Here is a 22614-nt window from a genome sequence, read left to right as displayed (position 1 = left end):
ATTCAAGCGGATGCCACCGACACCCAGCCGCTCAGGCGGCGCGGCCCCCGACGATCCGCACGGCGAGGGAGTCGACACCGGTCGCGATCGCCTCGTCCTCCGCCCAGCGGCGGGCGATCCGACTCGTCGTGGCATCGAGCTCCTCGCGGGTGAGGCCCTCGACGAGGTGCAGCACGACGACGAGCTCGGGGCCGGCCAGCCGGGCGAGCGGGTCCCCGGCGGCGAGGTCGACACCGAGCACCGCGAGCTCGCTGCCGATCGAGCGCTCGAACGCGAGGCGGACCGGCACGGACTCGAACGGCGGCAGCCAGTCGTGGGACTGGGCGACCGCCCAGACCGCGGGTCGGCGCAGCACGAACTCGTTCCCCGAGCCGGGGTCGAGCACCACGAGCTCCGTGCCGTCGTCGGCGGCCGCGAGGCAGACCCGGACCCCGTCGGCGGGCACCGGCCGCGCGACGGGGTTCCACGCGCGCATCGCCTCGACCGAGGAGAACACGGGCAGCACCCGCCGCCCGTCGGGGCCTTCCACCGTGACGATCGAGAGTTCCTGGCTCTTGTCGACGGCGTGGCCGTGCGCGCCGATCTCCGCCCCGCCGAGGCCCCCTGGGACCGTCGAAGGATCGCCGAGCTCCGCGAGCAGCGGGATCAGCAGCCGAGCCCGGCCGAACTCCGCGACGACCGCGGCTTGGGAGCCGTCACCGTCCCGGAATCGCGTGAGCGCGGCGCCGAGCTCGGGCGGGGCGGAGCCGTCGTCCCCGGCGTGCGGGTTCGCTTCGAAGGCGCGTCCCGCCCACGGGACGCCCGCCGAGTCGGCGAGGTGCGCGGGCAGCTCCCGGGCGCCCTCCTGGCCGCCTGAGCCCGGCTCGTCCATCACGCGCTCGTCAGTACCCGGCGACGTCGAGGGCCTCGGCGAGCGTGAAGGCGCCGGCGTACAGCGCCTTGCCCACGATCGAGCCTTCGAGCCCGAGCGGCACGAGCTCGCGCAGGGCCGCGATGTCGTCGAGGTTCGAAACGCCGCCGGAGGCGACGACCGGGCGGTGGGTGCGCTCCATGACCTGGCGGAGGAGATCGAGGTTCGGCCCCTGCAGGGTGCCGTCCTTCGTGACGTCGGTGACGACGTAGCGGGCGGCACCGGCCTCCTCCAGCCGGTCCATGACCTGCCAGAGGTCGCCGCCGTCTTTCGTCCAGCCGCGGGCGGCGAGGGTCGTGCCGCGCACGTCGAGGCCGATCGCGATCGCCTCGCCGTACTGGGCGATGACCGAGGCGGCCCACTCCGGGTTCTCGAGCGCCGCCGTGCCGAGGTTGATGCGCTTCGCGCCGATCTCGAGCGCGTTCTCGAGCGAGGCGTCGTCACGGATGCCCCCGGAGAGCTCGACGTTGACGCCGCGCACCTGGCGGATGACCTTCTTCAGGATGCCCGCATTCGAGCCGCGGCCGAAGGCGGCGTCGAGGTCGACGAGGTGGATCCAGTCGGCGCCCTGGTCGGCCCACTCGGCCGCGGCGTCGACGGGGTCGCCGTAGTTCGTCTCGGTGCCCGCCTCCCCCTTGGTCAGGCGGACGGCCTTGCCGCCGGCGACGTCGACGGCCGGCAGCAGCACCAGGCGGGGGGTGTGGTTGAACTCGCTCATCACTGTCCTCGGAGAGAAGGCCGCTGTGCGGCACTCGGGCACAGTCACAGCATCCTAGTCGCGGCCGGCGGTCGCGGTTGACACGTGACGGTCAGGGTCGGGGCGCCGGAGCGTCCCGTTGGTCAGGAAAGGCTGCCGATCCAGTTGGAGAGCAGGCGGATGCCGGCATCCGCGGACTTCTCCGGGTGGAACTGCGTCGCGGACAACGGGCCGTTCTCGACGGCGGCCAGGAAGCGGCCGCCGTGCTCGGCCCAGGTCAGGGACGGCTGCGGGAACGGCGGGATGACATCGAGACTCCACTGCTGCGCCGCGAAGGAGTGCACGAAGTAGAAGCGCTCGTCCTCGATGCCGTCGAACAGCACGCTGCCGGGATCGGGCGTCACCGTGTTCCACCCCATGTGCGGGAGCACCTCGGCGGGCAGTTCGGTGACGTCGCCCGGCCATTCGCCGAGCCCCTCGGTGTCGGTGCCGCGCTCGACGCCGCGCTCGAACATGACCTGCATGCCGACGCAGATGCCGAGCACGGGGCGTCCGCCGGCGAGCCGCCGGTCGATGAGTTCGTCGCCGCGGACGGCGCGGAGCTGCTCCATGACCGCGCGGAACGCCCCGACGCCGGGGACGACGAGGCCGTCGGCCTCCATCACCGCCGTCCGCGCCGCGGTGACCTCGACCTCTGCGCCCGCACGTTCGAGGGCCTTGGCCGCCGAGTGCACGTTGCCGGAGCCGTAGTCGAGGACGACGATGCGCCGGGTGCGGCTCACAGTGCCCCCTTCGTGGACGGGATGCCGACGACGAGCGGGTCGAGGGCCTTCGCCTGCCGGAAGGCCCGCGCGAACGCCTTGAACTCGGCCTCGGCGATGTGGTGCGGGTCGCGCCCGCCGAGCACGCGCACGTGCACGGTCAGTCCGGCGTTGAAGGTGATCGCTTCGAGGACGTGCCGCACCATCGACCCCGTGAAGTGGCCGCCGATCAGGTGGAACTCGAAGCCCTCGGGCTCCCCCGTGTGCACGAGGTACGGCCGGCCCGAGATGTCGACGACGGCCTGCGCGAGCGCCTCGTCGAGCGGGACCAGGGCGTCGCCGTACCGCGAGATGCCCCGCTTGTCTCCGAGCGCCTGGCGGATCGCCTGACCGAGCACGATGCCCGTGTCTTCCACGGTGTGGTGGACGTCGATGTGCACGTCGCCGGCGGCGCGCACGGTGAGATCGCTCAGGGAGTGCTTGGCGAAGGCGGTGAGCAGGTGGTCGTAGAACGGCACCCCGGTCTCGATGTCGCTCGTGCCGGTGCCGTCGAGGTCGATCGACAGGTCGATGCTCGACTCGCTCGTCTCGCGCTGGACGCGGGCCGTGCGGTGCTCGTTCGCCATGGTCATGCTCCGATCCTATTCGCGGTGCCCGGCGCGAACATCGCGATGGCCTCGAGGAACGCGGTGGTCTCCGCCTCCGTGCCGGCGCTCACTCGGAGGCTGCCGGGCAGCCCGATGTCACGGATCAGCACGCCGCGGTCGAGGAGGGCCTGCCAGAGCACGGCGGGCTCGTCGACTCCGCCGAACAGGACGAAGTTCGAGCCGCTCCGGTAGGGGCGGAACCCGAGCTCGCCGAGCTCGCGCTCGATGCGTTCGCGCTGGCCCCGGATCTCCTCGACCATCGCGAGCATCTCGTCGCTGTGCGCGAGTGCAGCCAGGGCGGCGGCCTGCGTGAGGGCGGAGAGGTGGTAGGGCAGCCGGACCAGACGGAGCGCGTCGACGACCGCGGGATCGGCCGCGAGGTAGCCCACCCGAGCGCCGGCGAAGGCGAACGCTTTGCTCATCGTGCGCGAGACGACGAGCCGCGGGCGGCCCTCGAGCAGGGTGAGCGCACTCGACGTTCCCGGATCGGCGAACTCGAAGTACGCCTCGTCGACGATCACGATGCCGCGCGCGGCATCGGCGACGGCGCTGATGGTGTCGAGAGACACCGGCGTTCCCGTCGGATTGTTCGGTGCGCAGAGGAAGACCACGTCGGGGTCGTGCTGTTCGACGGCCGCGACGGCGGTCTCGGCGGTCAGCTCGTAGTCCGCGTCGCGCGGGGCGTCGATCCACTCGGTGCCGGTTCCTGAGGCGAGCAGGGAGTACATGGAGTACGTGGGCGAGAAGCCGAGCGCCCGGCGCCCCGGACCTCCGAACGCCTGCAGCACGTGCTGCAGGACCTCGTTCGAGCCGTTCGCGGCCCAGATCTGCTCGGCACGAAGCCCGTGCCCGAGGTAGCGGGCAAAGGCCTCACGCAACTCGGTGAACTCCCGATCGGGGTAGCGGTTGAGCTGCAGGATGGCCGCAGCGACTCTCGCGACGATGTCGTGCGCGACGTCCTCAGGGATCGGATGCGTGTTCTCGTTCACGTTCAGCGCGACGGGAACGACCTTCTGCGGGGCGCCGTAGGGCGAGCGCCCCCGGAGGTCGTCGCGGATGGGCAGATCTTCGAGGCTCGTCACCACTTCATGCTAGTGACGCGCGGGCGCCTGTGACGCCGCAGCTGCACCGCTCGGCGCCCCTCAGCGGACGGCGGGAAGCGCCAGACGCTGCCCGGGCTCGACCACCGAGGAGTCGAGGCCGTTCAACCGGACGATGTCGTCGATCACCACGCGCGGATCGGCGCCCGGGTCGGCGGCCTCGGCGATCTCCCAGAGCGTGTCGCCCGCGCCGACCGTCACGTACTCGAAGCTCGTGCCGGTCTGGCCGAAGGCGTCGTCGGCGGCTGCGGCCCCAGCACCGAGCACGCTGAACGCGGCCCAGATGACGAGCGGGAGCGCCCCGAGGGCCGTGAAGACGACACGACCGCGCCGTGTCAGCCGAAGTCGCGTGCGCGCACCGCTGAAGCCGTTCGCGGTGAACTCGGCACCGTTCGCCGTGATTGCACTCATCTCAACACCTCCAGGAGAATCGCACCCGGCCCTCGGCCGGAGGGCCGGATGCGAAGCTATGTTCCGAATCTATCTTCGATTGTTCGAATCTGCAAGCCGTTCTTCGAACATTGCCCCCGAACGGATTCGCGACACACTCGAAGGAATGTTTGCCGCATCCACCGAGCGCGGATACAGTTTCGAATGTCAGAACAGAGTCCATCAGGGACCACCGACATTCCGGTCGCGAGACCGCCGACGAGGGGCGCCAGCACGTGAGCACAGAGACCGAGGGCAGCAAGCCGGCCGCACGTGCGCGCCGCCGAAAGAGCCTGAGCGCGAAGCAGATCTCGATCCTCGAGGTCGTCCAGCGCTCGGTCGCGACGCGCGGCTATCCGCCGAGCATGCGCGAGATCGGCGACGCGGTCGGCCTCTCCTCGCTCTCGAGCGTGACCCATCAGCTGAATCAGCTCGAGCTCGCCGGGTACCTCCGCCGCGACCCGAACCGGCCTCGCGCCCTCGAGGTGCTGATCGAGCTGCCCGGCACCGACGAGCGACCGCAGAGCGAGGGCGAGCCGATCCCGGTCGGTGACGCGGCGATGGTCCCCCTCGTCGGCCGCATCGCCGCCGGCATCCCGATCACCGCCGAGCAGCAGATCGACGAGGTCTTCCCGCTGCCCCGTCAGCTCGTGGGCAAGGGCGAGCTGTTCATGCTGAAGGTCGTCGGCGACTCGATGGTCGACGCCGCCATCTGCGACGGCGACTGGGTGGTCGTGCGTTCGCAGCGCACCGCGGAGAACGGCGAGATCGTCGCCGCCATGCTCGACGAGGAGGCGACCGTGAAGGTCTTCCGCCAGCGCGACGGACACACCTGGCTGCTCCCCCGCAACAGCGCCTTCGAACCGATCCTCGGCGACGACGCCGAGGTGCTCGGCAAGGTCGTCGCGGTCCTCCGCGCGGTCTAGCCGCGAGATACACGGAACGGCCCGGGATGCCTCGCATCCCGGGCCGTTCCTCGTCGCAGCTCGTGCGAGCCGGTGGGCGCAGCGCTCGACCGCGGGCTCGACTCAACCGCGGGCGAGTGCCTCCCGTACCGCGCGGGCGGCGCCCACGAGATGCCCGAGCGACGCCACCGTCTCTTCGTAGCCGCGCGTCTTCAGGCCGCAGTCCGGGTTCACCCAGAGCCTCGCCGCCGGCACCTCCGCCACCGCGCGCTCCAAGAGCTCGCGGACCTCGTCCTCGCCCGGCACCCGCGGCGAATGGATGTCGTAGACGCCGGGGCCGACCCCGTGGTCGAACCCGCTGCGCCCGAGATCCTCGACCACCTCCATCCGGCTCCGAGCGGCCTCGATGCTCGTCACATCGGCGTCGAGCCCGCGGATCGCGTCGATGACGACCCCGAACTCCGAATAGCAGAGATGCGTGTGCACCTGCGTCGACGGCGCGGCGCCGCCGGTGGCGAGCCGGAACGCGCCGACCGACCAGTCGAGGTACGCGGGCTGCTCGGCCCGGCGCAGGGGCAGCAGCTCACGGAGCGCGGGTTCGTCGACCTGGATGATGCGGATGCCGGCCGCCTCCAGGTCGGCGACCTCGTCGCGCAGCGCGAGGCCGACCTGGCGCGCGGTCTCGGCCAGCGGCTGGTCGTCGCGGACGAACGACCAGGCGAGGATGGTGACGGGCCCCGTCAGCATGCCCTTCAGGTGCCGCTCGGTGAGCGACTGCGCGAACGCGGACCAGCCCACCGTCATCGGCGCCGGGCGGGAGACGTCGCCCCAGAGGATCGACGGGCGCGTGCAGCGCGAGCCGTACGACTGCACCCAGCCGTGCTCGGTGACGGCGAAGCCGTCGAGGAGCTCGGCGAAGTACTGCACCATGTCGTTGCGCTCCGGCTCGCCGTGCACGAGCACGTCGAGGCCGAGCTCCTCCTGCAGCCGAACCACGCGCTCGATCTCCTGCTCGATGAGCGTGCGGTAGCCCGCCTCGTCGAGCGCGCCGCTGGCGAGCTCCGCGCGGGCGCGGCGGAGTTCGCCGGTCTGCGGGAACGAGCCGATCGTCGTCGTCGGCAGCTGGGGCAGGGCGAGATCCGACTGCGCCGCCACCCGTTCGCCGTAGGCGACACGCGAGAAGTCCGCGTCGGAGAGCGCGGCGAGCCGGTCTCGGACGGCGGGAACCCGCACGCCCCGCGCGCCCGCGCGATCGACGAGGGCGGCCGAGGCATCCTCGAGCTCCGTCGCGATCGCCTCCCGCCCCTCGGCGAGGCCGCGAGCGAGCGTCGCGACCTGCGCGACCTTCTGGTCGGCGAAAGCGAGCCAGCTCGCCAGTCGCGGGTCGAGCCGCTCCTCGTCGGCGAGATCGTGCGGCACGTGCTGCAACGACGTCGAGGTCGAGATCGCGAGTGAGCCAGCCAGCCCCTCGAGGGCGCTCGCCCGCTCGAATGCGGCCGCCAGGTCGCCTCGCCAGATGTTCCGACCGTCGACGACCCCCGCGACGAGCGTCTTGCCCGCGAGCGCCCGGCGGGCGCCGTCGTCGAGCCCGCTCGGGAGCTCGCCGCGGACGAGGTCCAGGCCGATCGCCTCGATCGGCGCTTCCGCGAGCACGCCCAGCGCCTCGCCGATCCCCCCGTAGGGCGCCGCGACGAACAGCGCGGGGCGATGTACCGCGGCACCGAGCGCCGCATACGCGCGCTCAGCGGCCTCACGCAGCCGGGCCGGGGGCTCGTCGAGGCTCTCGCTCGCGAGCGCCGGCTCGTCGAGCTGCACCCACTCGGCACCCGCCTCGGCGAGGCGGGCCAGGAGCTCGGCGTACACGGGCAGCACCCGCTCGAGCTCGTCGAGCGGCCGGAAGCCCTCGGGCGCCTCCGCTGCGGGCTTCGCGAGCGCGAGGAGCGTCACCGGTCCGACGAGCACCGGTCGCGTCAGCACCCCCTCGGCGAGCGCCTCGGTGAAGCGCGCCACCAGCCGCTCGGGGTGCGCGCCGAACGCCGAGTCCTGCGCGAGCTCCGGCACGAGGTAGTGGTAGTTGGTGTCGAACCACTTCGTCATCTCCAGCGGCGGCTCGCCCGCCTCCCCGCGGGCGAGCACGAACTCGCCGTCGAGGTCGACCGAGCCGTCGGTCCCCCGCAGGTGTGCGAACCGCTCGGGCACCGCGCCGACGGCGAGGGCGGTGTCGAGCACCTGGTCGTACGCGGCGTACGAGTCGGGGATCGCCGAGTCGTCCCGGCCGAGGCCGAGCTCGACGAGCCGCGCGCGCGTCGCGGACCGCAGCTCGGCCGTGCGCCGATCGAGTTCGGCGGCGTCGATGCGCCCGGCCCAGTAGGCCTCGACGGCGCGCTTCAGCTCGCGGCGGCGGCCGATCCGGGGGTAGCCGAGGATCGTGCCCGCGGGGAAGGCGGGTGCGGTCATGTGCTGCGTCCTTTCGTCGTGCTGCAGGGTCGGCGAAGCCGCCGGATCGCGGGTCGCCGGGAGGGCCCGGGGCGATCGCCCAGGGCCGGGTCTGTGGTCGGGCTCAGCCGTGCGTCGCGGCCGAGTGGATGCCGATCCGCTCGAGCACGGAGCGGACCGTCTCGTGCCGGTTGTAGGTGTACAGGTGCAGCCCGGGGGCGCCGCCCTCGAGGACGGCCGCGGCGAGGGCCGCCGCGTGCGCCTCCCCGATCTCCGCGCGAGCCCGGGCGTCCGGCTCGATCTCGAGCGCGATCGCCAGTTCGGCGGGAGGCTCGACGCCGGTCAGCTCGGTGAGCCGGGCGAGACGGGCCGGTGTCGTGACGGGCATCAGCCCGGGCAGGATCGGGATCGAGACCCCGGCCGTCCGCGCCCGCTCCACGAAGCCGAGGTAGTCGTCGGCGTGCCAGAACAGCTGGGTGATCGCGAGGGTCGCCCCCGCGACCTCCTTGGCGAGGAGGGCGTCGACGTCCTGAGCGAGGCCGCGGGAGCGGGGATGCCCCGTCGGGAACGCCGCGACGGCGACCCGTTCGGGCCGCGGTCGAGCCCCGATGCGTCGCGCGCGCGGCGCCCCGGGCACGCCCGCCTGGCCGAACGGCTCGCGCTCCTCCTGCACCCGGTGGATCAACTGCACGAGCTCCGCGGCCGAACCGAGGTCACCCAGTCCGGCATCCGCGTCACCGCCCTCGGGCGGGTCGCCCCGGAGCGCGAGGAAGCTCGTGATGCCGGCGTCGAGGAACTCGCGGACGATGCGGTTCGCCTCGGCGTGCGAGGAGCCGACGCAGGTGAGGTGCGCCATCGGCTCGACGTGCGTCTGCTCGAGGATGTACCGGAGCACCGTGAGCGACCGTCCGCGCGAGGAGCCGCCGGCCCCGAAGGTCACGGAGATGAAGGCGGGATCGATCTCGGCCAGCCGATCGATCGTGCGTCCGAGTGCGATCGCCGCGGCATCGCTGCGCGGCGGGTACAGCTCGAAGGAGATCGGCGGGCGGCCGGGACAGTCGCCTGCGGCTCCGGTCATGCTGGCTCCTCGAGGGGATGCCGCATGGGCGATGGCACGGCTTGCCGCGACCACCGCCGCACAGCGGCGGGTGGGGCTCGCGGGCGGGTGCCGGGCTCGGCGGTCGCTCCTGGCGGCGGGCATCCGGCCCGTCGCCGACGATCACGAGCGACGATACGCCCACGGGGCGCGGCCCGCAGCAGTGTGACCGAGGATGACGCCGCGGGACGCCGGATGACCCGGCGTCCCGCGCGCGTCCACGACCAGCTGAGCGGAGCTACGCCGCGATCGGCGCCCGGAACTCGACCAGCTGCCCCGCGAGCTCGGGCTGAGCGGAGCTACGCCGCGATCGGCGCCCGGAACTCGGCCAGCTGCCCCGCGCGCTCGGGCTGAGCGGAGCTACGCCGCGATCGGCGCCCGGAACTCGGCCAGCTGCCCCGCGAGCTCGGGCGAGACGAGGGCGCGCACCCTGGTGCCCTCCTCGACGTACTCGAGCTCGAGGACGCGCGAGGTCTCGTGCAGCGCGGAGACGATGTCGCCCCGCTCGTAGGGGACGAGCAGCTCGACCTCGACGGCCGGGTCGGGCAGCATGCGCCCGATCGCCTCGAGCACGGCCTCGACCCCTTCGCCGGTGCGCGCGGAAGCGAAGACGGCGTCGGGCTCCAGCCCCTGCAGCACGAGGCGGTCCTCGGCGGTGACGAGATCGGCCTTGTTGAACACGACGAGTTCGGGCACGTCGCGCGCGCCGACCTCGCCGATGACGTCGCGGACGGTGGCGATCTGCCCGGCCGGGTCTGGGTGCGCCGCGTCGACGACGTGGACGATGAGGTCGGCGTCGCCGACCTCTTCGAGCGTCGAGCGGAACGCCTCGACGAGCTGGTGCGGCAGGTTGCGGACGAACCCGACGGTGTCGGCGATCGTGTACACCCGGCCGTCTGCGGTCGTGTTGCGCCGCACGGTCGCGTCGAGCGTCGCGAACAGCGCGTTCTCGACGAGGACGCCCGCTCCGGTGATGCGGTTCAGGAGGCTCGACTTGCCGGCGTTCGTGTACCCGGCGATCGCGACGGACGGCACGGCGTTGCGCTTGCGGTTCGCGCGCTTGGCCTCACGGGCCGGCTTCATGCCGACGATCTGCTTGCGGAGCTTCGCCATCCGGGAGTGGATGCGCCGCCGGTCGAGTTCGAGCTTCGTCTCACCGGGACCGCGGCTGCCCATGCCCGCTCCGGCGCCGCCGACCTGTCCACCGGCCTGGCGCGACATCGATTCGCCCCAGCCGCGGAGGCGCGGCAGGAGGTACTCGAGCTGCGCGAGCTCGACCTGCGCCTTGCCCTCGCGGCTCTTCGCGTGCTGGCTGAAGATGTCGAGGATGACGGCGGTGCGGTCGATCACCTTCACCTTCACCGCGTCCTCCAGGGCGCGGCGCTGGCTCGGGGCGAGCTCGGTGTCGGCGATCACGGTGTCGGCGCCGAGCGAGGCCACGATGTGGCGGAGCTCCTCGACCTTGCCGCGACCGAGATAGGTGGCGGGGTCGGGGTGCGGGCGACGCTGGAGCACGCCGTCGAGCACCCGGGCGCCGGCGGTCTCGGCGAGGGCCGAGAGCTCGCGCAGCGAGGTCTCGGCGTCGTCGAGCGATCCCTGCGAGTAGACGCCGATGAGCACGACGTTCTCCAGCCGGAGCTGGCGGTACTCGACCTCGGTGACGTCTTCGAGCTCGGTCGACAGGCCGCTCACGCGGCGGAGCGCCGCACGCTCCTCGCGGTCGAGCTGTTCGCCGTCGCTGGACTGCCAGGGCGAGGCATCCGCGCCGTCCTTCTGGATGGCTGCGGCGGCCTCCGCGCCGAACCGGGCGATGCCGGCGCGGGTGTCGGCCGAGCGCAGCACGCGCTCGACAGCGTCGTCGGGGTGCTGTTCTGGGGCTTCGTTCATCGTGTCCAGCCTACTTCTCCCTCGTGCGATAGGTTCCCCTGTATGTCTCAGGAGCACTACTTCTCGTCCAAGCCCGCGTCGGAGGACGCGCTGCGCACCGTCCGGGTGCGCCTGGCGGGGCGCGAACTCGAGCTGCTCACGGCCGCCGGGGTGTTCAGTCCCGAGCATGTCGACCACGGCACCCGAGTGCTCCTCGAGCACGCGCCCGAGCCGCCCGCTGACGGTGATCTGCTCGATCTCGGCTGCGGCTGGGGCCCGATGGCGCTGACCCTCGCCCTCCGCTCCCCCGACGCGACGGTCTGGGCCGTCGACGTCAACGAACGCGCCCTGGATCTCGTGCGCCGCAACGCCGCGAGGCTCGGCCTCAGGAATGTCAACGCCGTGCTGCCCTCCGGTGTTCCCGACGACGTCGCGTTCCGCGCGATCTGGTCGAACCCGCCGATCCGGATCGGCAAGGCCCCCCTGCACGAGCTCCTCGGCACCTGGCTCCCCCGGCTGGAGGCCGGAGCCTCGGCGTGGCTCGTCGTGCAGAAGAATCTCGGCGCCGACTCCCTCCAGCGATGGCTCGGCGAGACGCTGCCGAGCGGCACCACGGTCGAGCGGCGCACGACGGACAAGGGGTTCCGGCTCCTGGAGGTGCACCGGCCAGCAGGGTAGCCGGCTCGCGCGGGCCGGCCCCGATCGCGCCCGCGATCGGTCGTCAATCGGCGGCGCCGGTGCGGGCCGCCCGGATCGCTGCGGTGCTCGTGAGCACGAGGAACCCGGCGGTCGCCACCAGCACGGCGAGGAGCGGCGCCGTCCAGCCGCCCGTCGACTCGTGCAGCGCTCCGAGCACCGGCGGCGCCGTCGCCGCGAGCAGGTAGCCGCCGGCCTGCACGAGCGCGGACATCTGCGTGGTCTCGCGGTCGGTGCGGGTGAACCGCACCACCGACGCGATGATCACGACGAAGCCGCCGCCCTGGGCGATGCCGCCCGTCACGGTCCAGATCAGGTAGGCGTCCGGCGCGAGCAGCAGCCCGAGCGGCAGGCTCATCCAGAGCACCCCGACGATCGCGGGCTGCACCCAGACCGGGCGCGCCCGGCCGAGGAAGGGGACACCGAGCGCCCCGGCGACGGCGGCCAGCTGGAACAGTGACGAGACGTTGCCCGCCGCGATCGCATCGAGCCCGTGCTCGTCCGCGTAGAGGCTCGGCAGCCAGGCGCTCAGGCCGTAGTAGGAGAAGGATTGGGTGGCGAAGGCGGCGGCGAGCAGCCAGGTCATGCTGTTGCGCCAGGCCGAGCGCTCCCCGGGGATGACGCCGGCGGGGCCCGTCACGGCCTGCAGCGAGCCGGTGACCGCGAGCGCCTCGGCGGCCCGCGCCTCGCGGGTCTCGGCGACGGTGCGGCGGAGGTGGACCCCCCACACCGCGAGCGCGACGAGGATGAACACGCCCCACACGGCCGTCGCCGACTGCCACCCGATCTGCGCGGCGAGCGGTGCCGTCGCCGCGATCGTCAGCATCGACCCGACGTTCATCATGGCCGAGTAGACGCCCGTCACGAGCTGGGCGCGCTCAGGCGGCACGTCGCGCCGGATCACGACGGGGACGACGACGTTGCCGATCGCGATGGCGATGCCGATCACGATCGTTCCGACGAAGGCGGCCGCAGTGGTCCCGCCGGAGCGGATGATCGTTCCGATCAGGGTGCCGACCAGCGCGATCGCCACCGCGCGCTCGGCGCCGGTCAGTCGGATCGTCCAGGCCGCGACGGGCGTGCCGAGGGCGAAGCAGAGCACCGGCAGGCTCGTCAGCAGGCCCGCGGTCGTCGGGGTGATGCCGAGGCTCTGCTCGATGTCGCCGATCACGGGCGAGATCGTGACGAGCGGCCCGCGGAAGTTCAGCGCGACGAGCGAGATGCCGACGAGGAGCAGCCAGGGAAAGGCTGAGCGGGCTGGCGTGCGGCGGTCGGGTCCGCTCATGCGAGCGCGAGCACGCCGTCGTAGACGAGCTCGGCGGGGCCGGACAGTGAGACGTGCTCGCCGTCGGGGGCGCTCACCATGCGGACGCCGAGCACGCCGCCGGGTACCTGCACCCGCCACGTGTCGGGGGCGCCGGCGCCGGCCCAGTGCCGGACCGCCAGCGCCGAGGCGACGGCGCCCGTGCCGCACGACAGCGTCTCGCCGGAGCCGCGCTCGTGCACGCGCATGCGGATGCGTCCGACGCCGTCCTCGACGAGCGGGTCGGCCGGGACCACGAACTCCACGTTCGCGCCGGCCTCGGGTGCGGGATCGAGCACCGGCAGGTAGCCGAGGTCGAGGCCCTCGAGCTCGGCTTCGTCGGCGAGGGCGACGACGACGTGCGGGTTGCCGACGTCGATCCCGAGGCCGGGCCTCGCGACGGGAAGGTTCTTCGCGCGCACGAGCGGCTCGCCACCGGCGAGGCGCCAGACGCCGAGGTCGGCCTGGTACCCGCTGCCGGCCCGGCGCACGTGCCGCACCCCGGCGCGGGTGCCGATGACCAGTTCGCCGCCGTCGGGCAGCTCGGCGAGGCCCTGGTCGAGCAGGTACGCGGCGTAGACGCGGATGCCGTTGCCGCACATCTCGGAGACGGAGCCGTCGGCGTTCCAGTAGTCCATGAACCAGACGGCCGCGGCGTCCTCGGCGAGGGCGTCTGCCCCGGCCTCGAGGTTGCGGCTGCGGACCGCGCGGATGACGCCGTCGGCGCCGACGCCGAAGCGCCGGTCGCAGACCGCCCGGATCTGCTCGGGGGTCAGTTCGAGGTCGCCCTCGGGATCTGCGAAGAGCACGAAGTCGTTGCCGGTGCCCTGCCCCTTGGTGAACCTGAGATCGAACGACATGCGCTTCAGTCTAGGGCGGCGAGTCGGGCGAGCTCGGCGGCGCGGGCGACGTCGTCGAGGGGGTCGAGCACGGCGGCGTCCCGGTAGCGCTTGAACCAGCCCACCTGGCGCCTGGCGTACACCCTGGTGAGCTGCTGGGTCTCCGCGATCGCCTCGGCCCGGGGCATCCGTCCCGCCAACTCCGCGAGCGCCTGCGCGTACCCGATGGCCTTGCGCGCGGTCACTCCGCGCTCGAGCCCGAGGGGCACGAGCCCGGCGACCTCGTCGACCAGGCCGTCGCGCCACATCTGCCCGACCCGTTCGTCGAGCCGAGCGACGAGGGCGGCGCGCTCGCTGCGGAGGTGCACGATGCGGTGCGGACGCCACGGCACCGGCTCGTCGGGGAGGCGGGCCGCCTTGGGCTCACCGGTCACCTCGATCACCTCGAGCGCCCGCACGATGCGCCGGCCGTTCTGCGCGTCGACCCCCGACGCCGTCTCGGCGTCGATCTCGCGCAGCCGGGCGTGCAGCAGCCCCGGCCCCCGCTCGGCGAGTTCGGCCTCGAGCCGGGCGCGCACCGCCGGGTCGGTGCCTGGGAAGCGGAAGTCGTGGATCACGCTCGAGACGTACAGGCCGGATCCGCCGACGAGCACGGCGACGCCCCCGTCGGCCGTGATGCGGTCGACGGCCGCGCGCGCGTCGCGCTGGTACGCGGCGACGGAGGCCTCGGCGGTCACGTCGAGCACGTCGAGCAGGTGGTGCGGGATGCCCCGGCGCTCCGCGACGGGGAGCTTCGCGGTGCCGATGTCCATGCCGCGGTACAGCTGCATGGCGTCGGCGTTCACGATCTCGGCGCGCCGTCCGGTGCGCGCATACGCCTCGGCGAGGTCGAGGGCGAAGGCCGACTTGCCGGTGCCGGTGGCGCCGACCACCGCGACGAGCGTCACGTCAGCGCTGACCGTCGGTGGGGTCGTAGATCGGCATGGTGCCGACGCCCGGGGAGACGAGCGGCTCGCGTGAGACGCGCACGGCGGGCAGCCCGAGCGAGACGGGACCGGGGGCGCCCGCGGCGGCGCCGTCGGACGGCACGCCGCAGCTCTCGGCCTGGGCACGGTCCCAGGCGTCGCCGGCGCGGGTGCGCCGGACGACGAGGGGCGCGCCGTCGGGCGAATCGGCGATGAGGTGGAACGGCGCCGCCTGCGAGATGACGACCGTGACGACGTCGCCGGGTCGCGGGACCTCGGAGCCCTCGGGAACTTCGAAGTGCACGAGCCGGCTGTCTTCGGCGCGGCCCGAGAGCCGATGCGTCTCGGCGTCCTTCTTGCCCTCGCCCGTCGCGACGAGCACTTCGGCGGTGCGGCCGATGAGGCGCTGGTTCTCTTCCCAGGAGATGCGCTCCTGGAGGGCGATGAGCCGCTCGTACCGCTCCTGCACGATTTCCTTCGGCACCTGCTCCTCCATCGTGGCGGCGGGGGTGCCCGGGCGGATCGAGTACTGGAAGGTGAACGCGGACGCGAAGCGGGCCGCCTCGACGACGCGCAGCGTCTCCTGGAAGTCCTCCTCGGTCTCACCCGGGAAGCCGACGATGATGTCGGTGGAGATCGCCGCGTTCGGGATCTTCGCCCGCACACGGTCGAGGATGCCGAGGAATCGCTCGGAGCGGTAGGAGCGCCGCATGGCCTTGAGAATGCGATCGGAGCCCGACTGGAGCGGCATGTGCAGCTGCGGCATGACGTTCGGCGTCTCGGCCATGGCGTCGATGACGTCGTCGGTGAAGGCGGCGGGGTGCGGGCTCGTGAAGCGGATGCGCTCGAGCCCGTCGATCTGGCCGGCGGCCCGGAGGAGCTTGCCGAACGCGTGCCGGTCGCCGAACTCGACGCCGTAGGAGTTGACGTTCTGCCCGAGCAGCGTGACCTCGATGGCGCCGTCGTCGACGAGCGCCTGCACCTCGGCGAGGATCTCGCCGGGGCGGCGGTCCTTCTCCTTGCCGCGCAGGGCGGGCACGATGCAGAACGTGCAGGTGTTGTTGCAGCCGACCGAGATGGACACCCAGCCGCTGTAGGTGGAGTCGCGCTTCGTCGGCAGGGTGGAGGGGAAGACTTCGAGCGCGTCGAGGATCTCGAGCTGCGCCTCGTCGTTGTGGCGCGCCCGCTCGAGCAGGCTCGGCAGGGCACCCATGTTGTGCGTGCCGAAGACGACGTCGACCCACGGCGCCTTCTCGAGGATGACGTTCTTGTCCTTCTGGGCGAGACAGCCGCCGACCGCGATCTGCATGCCCGCGTGTCGTCGCTTCACGCCGGCGAGGTGGCCGAGGTTGCCGTACAGCTTGTTGTCGGCGTTCTCGCGCACCGCGCAGGTGTTGATCACGACCACATCGGCCTCGGCGCCGTTCGCCGGCACGTAGCCGGCCGCTTCGAGCGAGCCGGAGAGCCGCTCGGAGTCGTGCACGTTCATCTGACAGCCGAAGGTGCGCACCTCGTAGGTGCGGGGGGCGGACTCTGCCTGGACGGGGACGGCCTCGCCCGGCGAGACCTCGTGAAGCGTGCTCATGATCGCCCCAGTCTACGAGCGTTCACGAGGCAGCGCCGTCGCCACCGCCTCCCGCACGACGTCCCCCGGGTAGCCCCGCCTGGCAAGGAATGCCGAGAGCCGGCGCTCGGCGACCGTGCGATCGAGCCCGCCCAGCTGCCGCGCGCGGCGCTCGGCCACCGCGATCGCGTTCGTGAGCTCGATGTCGGGATCGAGCTCACCGACGGCTTCGCGCGCCACCGCGGCATCGACGCCGCGCCGGCCGAGCTCGGCGAGGATCGCCCCGCTCCCCCGACCGCGTCGCTCGCCGTGGCTGTGCACGAGCTGCTCGGCGAGCCGCGCGTCGTCGAGATAGCCGAGGCGCTCGTAGCGCTCGAGCCACTCCTCGACCTCGAGATCGTCGAGCCCGTGCTCCACCAGCACGGCGCGCACTTCGGACACCGACAGCGCCGAGCGCCGGAGTCTTCCGACGACGATGCGATCGATGCGCTCGTCGCGCTCGGGACCCGGCTCGTCGGTCTCGGTGATCTCGTCTGCCGGACGGCGGCGCCCCCGGCTGCCCTTCGGGCCCGAGCGACCGCCCGGATGCGGCGCACTCCCCTCATCGGAGGACTCCGGCGTCACGGCCACGAGGTGCGACCACTCGCTGCCACGGCGGGCTCGCCCCTCGGCGTCGCGCGACCGTGGGGCGGCCGAGCGCGGTGCGGGCGCCGGCGGTGCTGCGCCCGGGCCCCCTGCCGACGACTGCGACGCAGGGCGCTGCGGGCCGGTTCCGCCGGACCGACCCGTCGGGACGGCACCCGGCTCGACCCCGGGGACCGCCCACGGCAGGTACGCGACGGGCGCGAGACGCTCGGAGTCGGTCGGCTGACCGACCGCCCCCGAGCGCTCGCGCCCGTCACCCGGCTCGTGCCGACGGCTCATCTGGCTCAGGCGCCCCGACGCTTCGCGTCGATGGACTCGACGTTGCCGCCGGTCTCGGCGGCCTGCTGGCCCTGCTTGCCGATACCGAGCTTCACGAGGATCTTCTGCTCGATGTCGGCGGCGATGTCGGGGTTCTGCAGGAGGAAGTTGCGCGCGTTCTCCTTGCCCTGGCCGAGCTGGTCGCCGTCGTAGGTGTACCACGCTCCGGACTTCTTCACGATGGCCTGGTCGACGCCGTAGTCGATGAGCGAGCCCTCGCGGGAGATGCCGACGCCGTACAGGATGTCGAACTCGGCCTGCTTGAAGGGCGGGGCCATCTTGTTCTTGACGACCTTGACGCGGGTGCGGTTGCCGACCGCCTCGGTGCCGTCCTTCAGGGTCTCGATGCGACGGATGTCGAGGCGCACCGAGGCGTAGAACTTCAGCGCCTTGCCGCCGGCGGTCGTCTCGGGGGAACCGAAGAACACGCCGATCTTCTCGCGGAGCTGGTTGATGAAGATCATGGTGGTGTTCGTCTGGTTGAGCCCACCGGTCAGCTTGCGGAGCGCCTGCGACATGAGGCGGGCCTGGAGACCGACGTGCGAGTCGCCCATCTCGCCCTCGATCTCGGCGCGGGGCACGAGCGCGGCGACGGAGTCGATGACGACGAGGTCGATCGACCCGGAACGGACGAGCATGTCGGCGATCTCGAGCGCCTGCTCACCCGTGTCGGGCTGCGAGACGAGCAACGAGTCGATGTCGACCCCAAGCTTCTTCGCATAGTCGGGGTCGAGCGCGTGCTCGGCGTCGACGAAGGCGGCGATGCCGCCCGCGCGCTGCACGTTCGCAATGGCGTGCAGGGTGAGCGTGGTCTTGCCCGAGGACTCCGGGCCGTAGATCTCGATGATGCGGCCGCGGGGCAGGCCGCCGACGCCGAGCGCGACGTCGAGGGCGATGGAGCCGGTCGGGATCACCTCGACCGGGGCGCGTTCTTCACTGCCGAGGCGCATGACGGAGCCCTTGCCGAACTGGCGATCGATCTGGGCGAGTGCGGTCTCGAGGGCTTTCTCGCGGTCTGCGGGAGAGGGCATGAGGTGGGCTCCTTCTGATTCGGTCGGCTGCCTCTAGGCTGTCGCGCCTCGAGCGGGGCCGTGACCCCGCCCGCCTTACGACAAGGCTGGTTCGGATCGGAAGATCCGACGCCTCCGACGCTAGTCACCGCCACCGACACCGGGTGCCGAAGGCGGTGGACCGTGGACGGATCCGTGGAACACCTCACCTGTTGAGGACAGTACCGCAGCACCGAACGCATGTTCGAACCCGACTCGGCGTGTCGAACAGATCTTCGGTCGATCTCAGCTCGCGGTGCGCGGCTCGCGGATCGCGGGCCCGTGGCGATGGGGCATCGGGACATCCGTCGCCTCGCAGAGCGCAGCCCAGACCTCGCGCGCCGGAACCCCGTCGGCGAGGGCCTCCTTGGCGGTGCGACCGCCGAACGGCGCGAGCGCCAGGTCGGCGACCAGGACCCCGCCGTACCCCTCGCCGAACTCCTCAGCGACGGCGAGCTGGAATTCGCTGAGCTTCACGTCGACCTCCTGACGGCCGCGCGGCCGGAACAGCCGAACGGCCGGTCGATGACCGGCCGTTCGGGAAATCGGGGAGCACTGAGAACGTGGCTCAGCGCACCATCATGTCTGCGTCGAACTCGGCGACGAGCTCGTCGGGCAGGCTGTCGGGCACCGCGGTGACGCCCTCGAGGACGGCGATGCGGTCGCCGACCTCGTGCATGATCACCGAGATGGGAGTGTCGAGCGCTTCGGCGACCGAGGCGAGGATCTCGCTCGATGCTTCCTTCTGCCCACGTTCGACCTCACTGAGGTAACCGAGAGCGACGGACGCCTTGGACGCCACCTGACGAAGGGTGCGCCCCTTCTGCAGCCGGAAGTCCCTCAGCACATCGCCGATCTCCTGACGAACCAGAACCATCGGAACCTCCTTCTCTTCTGCCTCTCGGTCCGGATGGACCGGAACGGGAGGGTCAGTCTAACCGACGTCTCCCGTGAGTCAGACTCTAGCCTTGCACACTGGAATTCCCGTGTGAACTCGTCACATGTAACGGCTCGGAACCGGTCGGTATTCCGCAGGTCCCCGCGGCGATCCGGCGGGATCGCCGCGAGGCCCGTCCGGCGTCGCGCGGAGTCACTTCGTCGGTTCGTCGATCGCCTGGATCGCCGAGGTCGGCACGAGCTTCGGCGCAGCCTCGAGCTTCGCCCGGCGGCGCTTCAGCCAGATGCCGGTGACGACGATCACGGCCATCGTCGAGTACGCGACGATCGCGAAGGGGCTGTGCACGAGGTAGAGGAGATCCCCCTGGCTGATCGCCATCGACTTGCGCAGCTGCTCCTCGGCCATCGGCCCGAGGATGCCGCCGACGACCATCGGGGCGACGGGGTAGCCGTAGCGTCGCATGAGGAAGCCCGCGACGCCGACGACGAGCAGGGTGAGCGTGTCGAAGACGTTGAAGTGCAGGGCGTATGCGCCGAGGCCGGCGAAGGCCAGGATGCCGGCGTAGAGGTACGGGCGCGGGATGCGCAGCACCTTCACCCACATCCCGACGAGCGGGAGGTTCAGCACGAGCAGCAGCACGTTGCCGATGTACAGGCTCGCGATGAGGGCCCAGACGAGGCCCGACTGGTTCTCGAAGAGGAGTGGACCCGGGCGGATGCCGTAGGACTGGAACGCGGAGATGATGATCGCCGCGGTCGCCGTGGTCGGCAGGCCGAGCGTCAGCAGCGGCACGAGCACCCCGGCGGCGGCCGCGTTGTTCGCGGCCTCCGGGCCGGCGACGCCCTCGATCGCGCCGCGCCCGAACTGCTCGCGGGCCCGCCCCTTGGCGAGCTTCCGCTCGCTCGCGTAGGAGAGGAAGGTCGCGACGTCGGCGCCACCGGCGGGGATCGTGCCGATCGGGAAGCCGATCGCGGTGCCCCGCAGCCACGGCTTCCACGAGCGCCGCCAATCGCTGCGCGTCATCCAGCTGCGCCATCCGCGGGTGACGGGGATGATCTGCACCGCGCCGTGCCGGAGGCGCGAGGCGACGTACAGCGTCTCGCCGAGGGCGAAGAGGCCGACCGCGATCAGCACGACGTCGATGCCGTCGGCGAGGCTCGGCACGCCGAAGGTGTACCGCTGCTGGCCGGAGAGCACCTCGGTGCCGACGAGGCCGAGCATGAGGCCGAGGCCGAGGGAGACGAGTCCGCGCGGCACGCTCGAGCCGAGCAGGGCGCCCACGGTGAGGAACGCCACGACCATCAGGGCGAAGTAGTCGGCCGGGCCCAGTTGCACGGCGAGCTTCGCGATGCCGGGCGCCAGGAATGTCAGCAGCACGGTCGCGATCGTGCCCGCGACGAAGGAGCCGATCGCTGCCGTCGCGAGTGCGGCCGCTCCGCGACCGGCCTTCGCCATGCGATTGCCCTCGAGCGCGGTGACGATCGAGGCGGACTCCCCCGGGGTGTTCAGGAGGATCGAGGTGGTCGAGCCGCCGTACATGCCGCCGTAGTAGATGCCGGCGAAGAGGATGAGGGCGCCCGTGGGATCGAGCGAGTAGGTGAGCGGCAGCAGGAGGGCGACGGTCATGGCCGGGCCGATGCCCGGCAGCACGCCGACCGCGGTGCCGACGAACACGCCGAACAGGGCGTAGAGCAGGTACTGCGGCTGCAGGGCCGTGGCGAAGCCCTCGAGCAGGGCGGCGAGACTATCCATTGAAGATCGGGATCCAGTCGAGCAGGGGGCCGGCGGGGAGCGAGAGGCCCAGCCAGGTCCCGAAGAGCAGTTGCGTGGCGAGCCCGAGCCCGAGCCCGACGAGCACGGCGACCCACCAGCGCTTCGCGCCGAGGGTGAGCGCCGCCCCGGCGAAGACGACGGCGATCGCGATCGGCCAGCCGACGAACTCGATGAGCACGAGCTGCGAGCAGAACACGGCGACGAGCAGTACGACCGCCCGCCAGTCGGTCTTCGCGTTCGGGTCGACGTCCTCCCCGTCGTCGGGCTGGCCCCGGTGCCCGGTCGCGATGGCGACGATCACCGCGACCGCCGCGACGAGCAGCAGCGCGCCGACGAAGTACGGGAAGACCCGCGGGCCGAGCACGCTCGCCGAACCGGGGGGAACGCGGATGGCCCCGGCGCCGACGATGACGCCGACGCCGAGGAGCGCGCAGACGACGGCGAACGCGAGTTCGCCGATCGGTCGCCGGGGTCCGGCCCCCGCCGGCCGGGGGGTGCCGGCGGGGTCCGGAGTCTCGGCGGTCACTTCGCGACCAGGCCGATCGTCTGCAGCGTCTCGGTGACCTCGGTGATGTTGCCGTCGAGGAACTCCTGGAACTCGTCGCCGACGAGGAAGGCGTCGCTCCAGCCCTTGTCGGCCAGGGTCGTCTTCCATGCGTCGGAGGCGTTCAGCTCGGTCACGAGCTCGACGAGCGCCTCACGGTCGGCGTCGTCGATGCCGGGAGGGGCGAGGAGCCCGCGCCAGTTGGTGAGCTCGATGTCGTAGCCCTCGTCGGCGAGGGTCGGCACCTCGGGGAGCAGCTCGCTCGGCTCGCCCGAGGAGACCGCGAGCGCACGGAGCTCGCCCGCCTCGACCTGCTCGACGAACTCGCCGACGCCGGAGATGCCGGCCTGCACGGTGCCGCCGAGCAGCATGGTGACCGCTTCGCCGCCGCCCGAGTTCGGGATGTAGTTCAGCGTCGACGGCACATCGGCGGGGTCGACCCCCGCCTCGGTGACGAGCATGCCGGCCAGGATGTGATCGGCACCGCCGGCCGAGCCGCCGGTGACCGAGATCGCCGCGCCCTCCTTCACGATCGCGTCGACGAGGTCGCCGACGGACTCGTACGGCGACGACGAGGGCACGACCACGACGAGCGGCTCCTCGGTGAGCCTGGCGATGGGGGTGACGTCCTCGATGCGCGACTGCGAGGCGTTCGTCTCGACCGCACCGACCATGACGAGGCCGGTCACCATGAGCGTGGCCGGGTCCTTCTCGTTCGCGAGGGCCGCAAGCCCGACGGTGCCGCCGGCGCCGCCGATGTTCTCGACGGGCGCCTTGCCGACAAGGTCCTCGCTGGTGAGCACCTCTCCGAGGGCGCGGGCCGTCTGGTCCCAGCCGCCGCCCGGGTCGGCCGGAGCGATGAGCTGGACGGCGTCGAGCGACACCGCCTCGGCGTCACCTCCGCCGGTGGGCTGCGCTCCCGTGGCGGAGCAGGCCGCGAGGCCGAGTCCGGTCGCGAGCGCGAGCGTTGCGACGCCGAAGCGCCGGGCTGTGGGTCGGGAAAGGACCGCGGACCGCGGTCCGGATGCTGATCGCAAGACTCCTCCTTGAGCGCCGGCCACCCTGGCCGGTCGATCGGTACGGCACGAAGCTAGAGCTTCGCTTCCGCCAGGCGGAACACTGCGGTCGTAAGCGTCGTAAGGGTCGTTGCGGTCGTTTCGGTCGTAGTGTTCA

At 72.2% G+C, this 22614-nt stretch carries 22 protein-coding genes; 2 read left to right on the top strand and 20 right to left on the bottom strand.

Annotated features, from left to right (window positions below; translation table 11 throughout):
- Positions 1–31: 31 nt before the first annotated feature.
- The 6 genes from M3147_RS06065 to M3147_RS06040 all read right to left on the bottom strand — a co-directional run bounded on the left by M3147_RS06065 (position 32) and on the right by M3147_RS06040 (position 4526).
- On the bottom strand, positions 32–871 hold the full coding sequence (locus tag M3147_RS06065; RefSeq protein WP_251202569.1) for an SseB family protein: 840 nt from the start codon (positions 869–871) through the stop codon (positions 32–34).
- A gap of 10 nt (positions 872–881) precedes the next feature.
- On the bottom strand, positions 882–1628 hold the full coding sequence (priA, locus tag M3147_RS06060; RefSeq protein WP_251202568.1) for a bifunctional 1-(5-phosphoribosyl)-5-((5-phosphoribosylamino)methylideneamino)imidazole-4-carboxamide isomerase/phosphoribosylanthranilate isomerase PriA: 747 nt from the start codon (positions 1626–1628) through the stop codon (positions 882–884).
- 122 nt (positions 1629–1750) lie between these two features.
- Positions 1751–2389 carry an imidazole glycerol phosphate synthase subunit HisH gene (gene hisH, locus M3147_RS06055; protein WP_251202567.1) on the bottom strand — a complete coding sequence of 213 codons (639 nt, stop codon included), beginning with the start codon at positions 2387–2389 and terminating at the stop codon, positions 1751–1753.
- Positions 2386–2994 carry an imidazoleglycerol-phosphate dehydratase HisB gene (gene hisB, locus M3147_RS06050; RefSeq protein WP_251202608.1) on the bottom strand — a complete coding sequence of 203 codons (609 nt, stop codon included), beginning with the start codon at positions 2992–2994 and terminating at the stop codon, positions 2386–2388. Before hisB ends, hisH begins: the two co-directional genes overlap by 4 nt.
- A gap of 2 nt (positions 2995–2996) precedes the next feature.
- Positions 2997–4097 (bottom strand): histidinol-phosphate transaminase, encoded by a 1101-nt coding sequence (locus tag M3147_RS06045; protein WP_251202566.1) that lies wholly within the window; start codon positions 4095–4097, stop codon positions 2997–2999.
- Positions 4098–4157: 60 nt separating this feature from the next.
- Entirely contained in the window at positions 4158–4526 is a 369-nt protein-coding gene (locus M3147_RS06040) for a LysM peptidoglycan-binding domain-containing protein (protein ID WP_251202565.1), read from the bottom strand.
- Between the two features lie 254 nt (positions 4527–4780).
- On the opposite strand from M3147_RS06040, the gene lexA reads away from it, so the two are divergent.
- Positions 4781–5470 carry a transcriptional repressor LexA gene (gene lexA / locus M3147_RS06035; RefSeq protein WP_251202564.1) on the top strand — a complete coding sequence of 230 codons (690 nt, stop codon included), beginning with the start codon at positions 4781–4783 and terminating at the stop codon, positions 5468–5470.
- A gap of 102 nt (positions 5471–5572) precedes the next feature.
- On the opposite strand, the gene metE is transcribed toward lexA, so the two are convergent.
- From metE to hflX, 3 genes are all read right to left on the bottom strand, one after another.
- Positions 5573–7906, bottom strand: coding sequence for a 5-methyltetrahydropteroyltriglutamate--homocysteine S-methyltransferase (gene metE, locus M3147_RS06030; RefSeq protein WP_251202563.1), 2334 nt, complete (start codon positions 7904–7906; stop codon positions 5573–5575).
- Positions 7907–8009: 103 nt separating this feature from the next.
- A complete protein-coding gene (locus tag M3147_RS06025; protein ID WP_251202562.1) occupies positions 8010–8963 on the bottom strand; it encodes a methylenetetrahydrofolate reductase in 954 nt (317 codons plus the stop codon).
- A gap of 378 nt (positions 8964–9341) precedes the next feature.
- Entirely contained in the window at positions 9342–10868 is a 1527-nt protein-coding gene (hflX, locus tag M3147_RS06020; protein ID WP_251202561.1) for a GTPase HflX, read from the bottom strand.
- Positions 10869–10910: 42 nt separating this feature from the next.
- Here hflX and M3147_RS06015 point away from each other — a divergent pair, with 42 nt between their 5' ends.
- Entirely contained in the window at positions 10911–11525 is a 615-nt protein-coding gene (locus M3147_RS06015; RefSeq protein ID WP_251202560.1) for a class I SAM-dependent methyltransferase, read from the top strand.
- A gap of 43 nt (positions 11526–11568) precedes the next feature.
- Here M3147_RS06015 and M3147_RS06010 read toward each other — a convergent pair whose 3' ends face one another.
- The 11 genes from M3147_RS06010 to M3147_RS05960 form a co-directional block, all read right to left on the bottom strand.
- Positions 11569–12828: an MFS transporter gene (locus M3147_RS06010; RefSeq protein ID WP_251202559.1), complete on the bottom strand. Its 1260-nt coding sequence runs from the start codon at positions 12826–12828 to the stop codon at positions 11569–11571.
- The gene (gene dapF, locus M3147_RS06005) at positions 12825–13706 is read right to left on the bottom strand and encodes a diaminopimelate epimerase (RefSeq protein ID WP_251202558.1); all 882 of its coding nucleotides are present in this window, start codon (positions 13704–13706) and stop codon (positions 12825–12827) included. The genes M3147_RS06010 and dapF overlap by 4 nt, the downstream gene beginning before the upstream one ends.
- Positions 13707–13711: 5 nt before the next feature.
- Positions 13712–14632 carry a tRNA (adenosine(37)-N6)-dimethylallyltransferase MiaA gene (gene miaA, locus M3147_RS06000; RefSeq protein ID WP_251202557.1) on the bottom strand — a complete coding sequence of 307 codons (921 nt, stop codon included), beginning with the start codon at positions 14630–14632 and terminating at the stop codon, positions 13712–13714.
- Between the two features lies 1 nt (position 14633).
- Positions 14634–16235, bottom strand: a complete 1602-nt coding sequence (gene miaB / locus M3147_RS05995; RefSeq protein WP_251202556.1) for a tRNA (N6-isopentenyl adenosine(37)-C2)-methylthiotransferase MiaB — start codon at positions 16233–16235, stop codon at positions 14634–14636.
- A 12-nt stretch (positions 16236–16247) separates the two neighbouring features.
- Positions 16248–17138: a regulatory protein RecX gene (locus M3147_RS05990; RefSeq protein ID WP_251202555.1), complete on the bottom strand. Its 891-nt coding sequence runs from the start codon at positions 17136–17138 to the stop codon at positions 16248–16250.
- A gap of 5 nt (positions 17139–17143) precedes the next feature.
- Complete coding sequence (recA, locus tag M3147_RS05985; RefSeq protein WP_230766598.1) at positions 17144–18208, bottom strand: recombinase RecA; 1065 nt, start codon at positions 18206–18208, stop codon at positions 17144–17146.
- Between the two features lie 264 nt (positions 18209–18472).
- Positions 18473–18703 (bottom strand): DUF3046 domain-containing protein, encoded by a 231-nt coding sequence (locus M3147_RS05980; RefSeq protein WP_251202554.1) that lies wholly within the window; start codon positions 18701–18703, stop codon positions 18473–18475.
- Positions 18704–18794: 91 nt separating this feature from the next.
- The gene (locus M3147_RS05975; protein WP_251202553.1) at positions 18795–19103 is read right to left on the bottom strand and encodes a helix-turn-helix domain-containing protein; all 309 of its coding nucleotides are present in this window, start codon (positions 19101–19103) and stop codon (positions 18795–18797) included.
- 213 nt (positions 19104–19316) lie between these two features.
- The gene (locus M3147_RS05970; protein ID WP_251202552.1) at positions 19317–20876 is read right to left on the bottom strand and encodes a tripartite tricarboxylate transporter permease; all 1560 of its coding nucleotides are present in this window, start codon (positions 20874–20876) and stop codon (positions 19317–19319) included.
- Positions 20869–21423 carry a tripartite tricarboxylate transporter TctB family protein gene (locus tag M3147_RS05965; RefSeq protein WP_251202551.1) on the bottom strand — a complete coding sequence of 185 codons (555 nt, stop codon included), beginning with the start codon at positions 21421–21423 and terminating at the stop codon, positions 20869–20871. The genes M3147_RS05970 and M3147_RS05965 overlap by 8 nt, the downstream gene beginning before the upstream one ends.
- The gene (locus M3147_RS05960) at positions 21420–22478 is read right to left on the bottom strand and encodes a Bug family tripartite tricarboxylate transporter substrate binding protein (protein WP_251202550.1); all 1059 of its coding nucleotides are present in this window, start codon (positions 22476–22478) and stop codon (positions 21420–21422) included. The genes M3147_RS05965 and M3147_RS05960 overlap by 4 nt, the downstream gene beginning before the upstream one ends.
- Positions 22479–22614 lie beyond the last annotated feature (136 nt).

The organism is Agromyces mediolanus (assembly GCF_023715325.1).
GTDB lineage: Bacteria > Actinomycetota > Actinomycetes > Actinomycetales > Microbacteriaceae > Agromyces > Agromyces mediolanus_A.
This window is presented reverse-complemented; position numbering and strand designations above follow the sequence as displayed.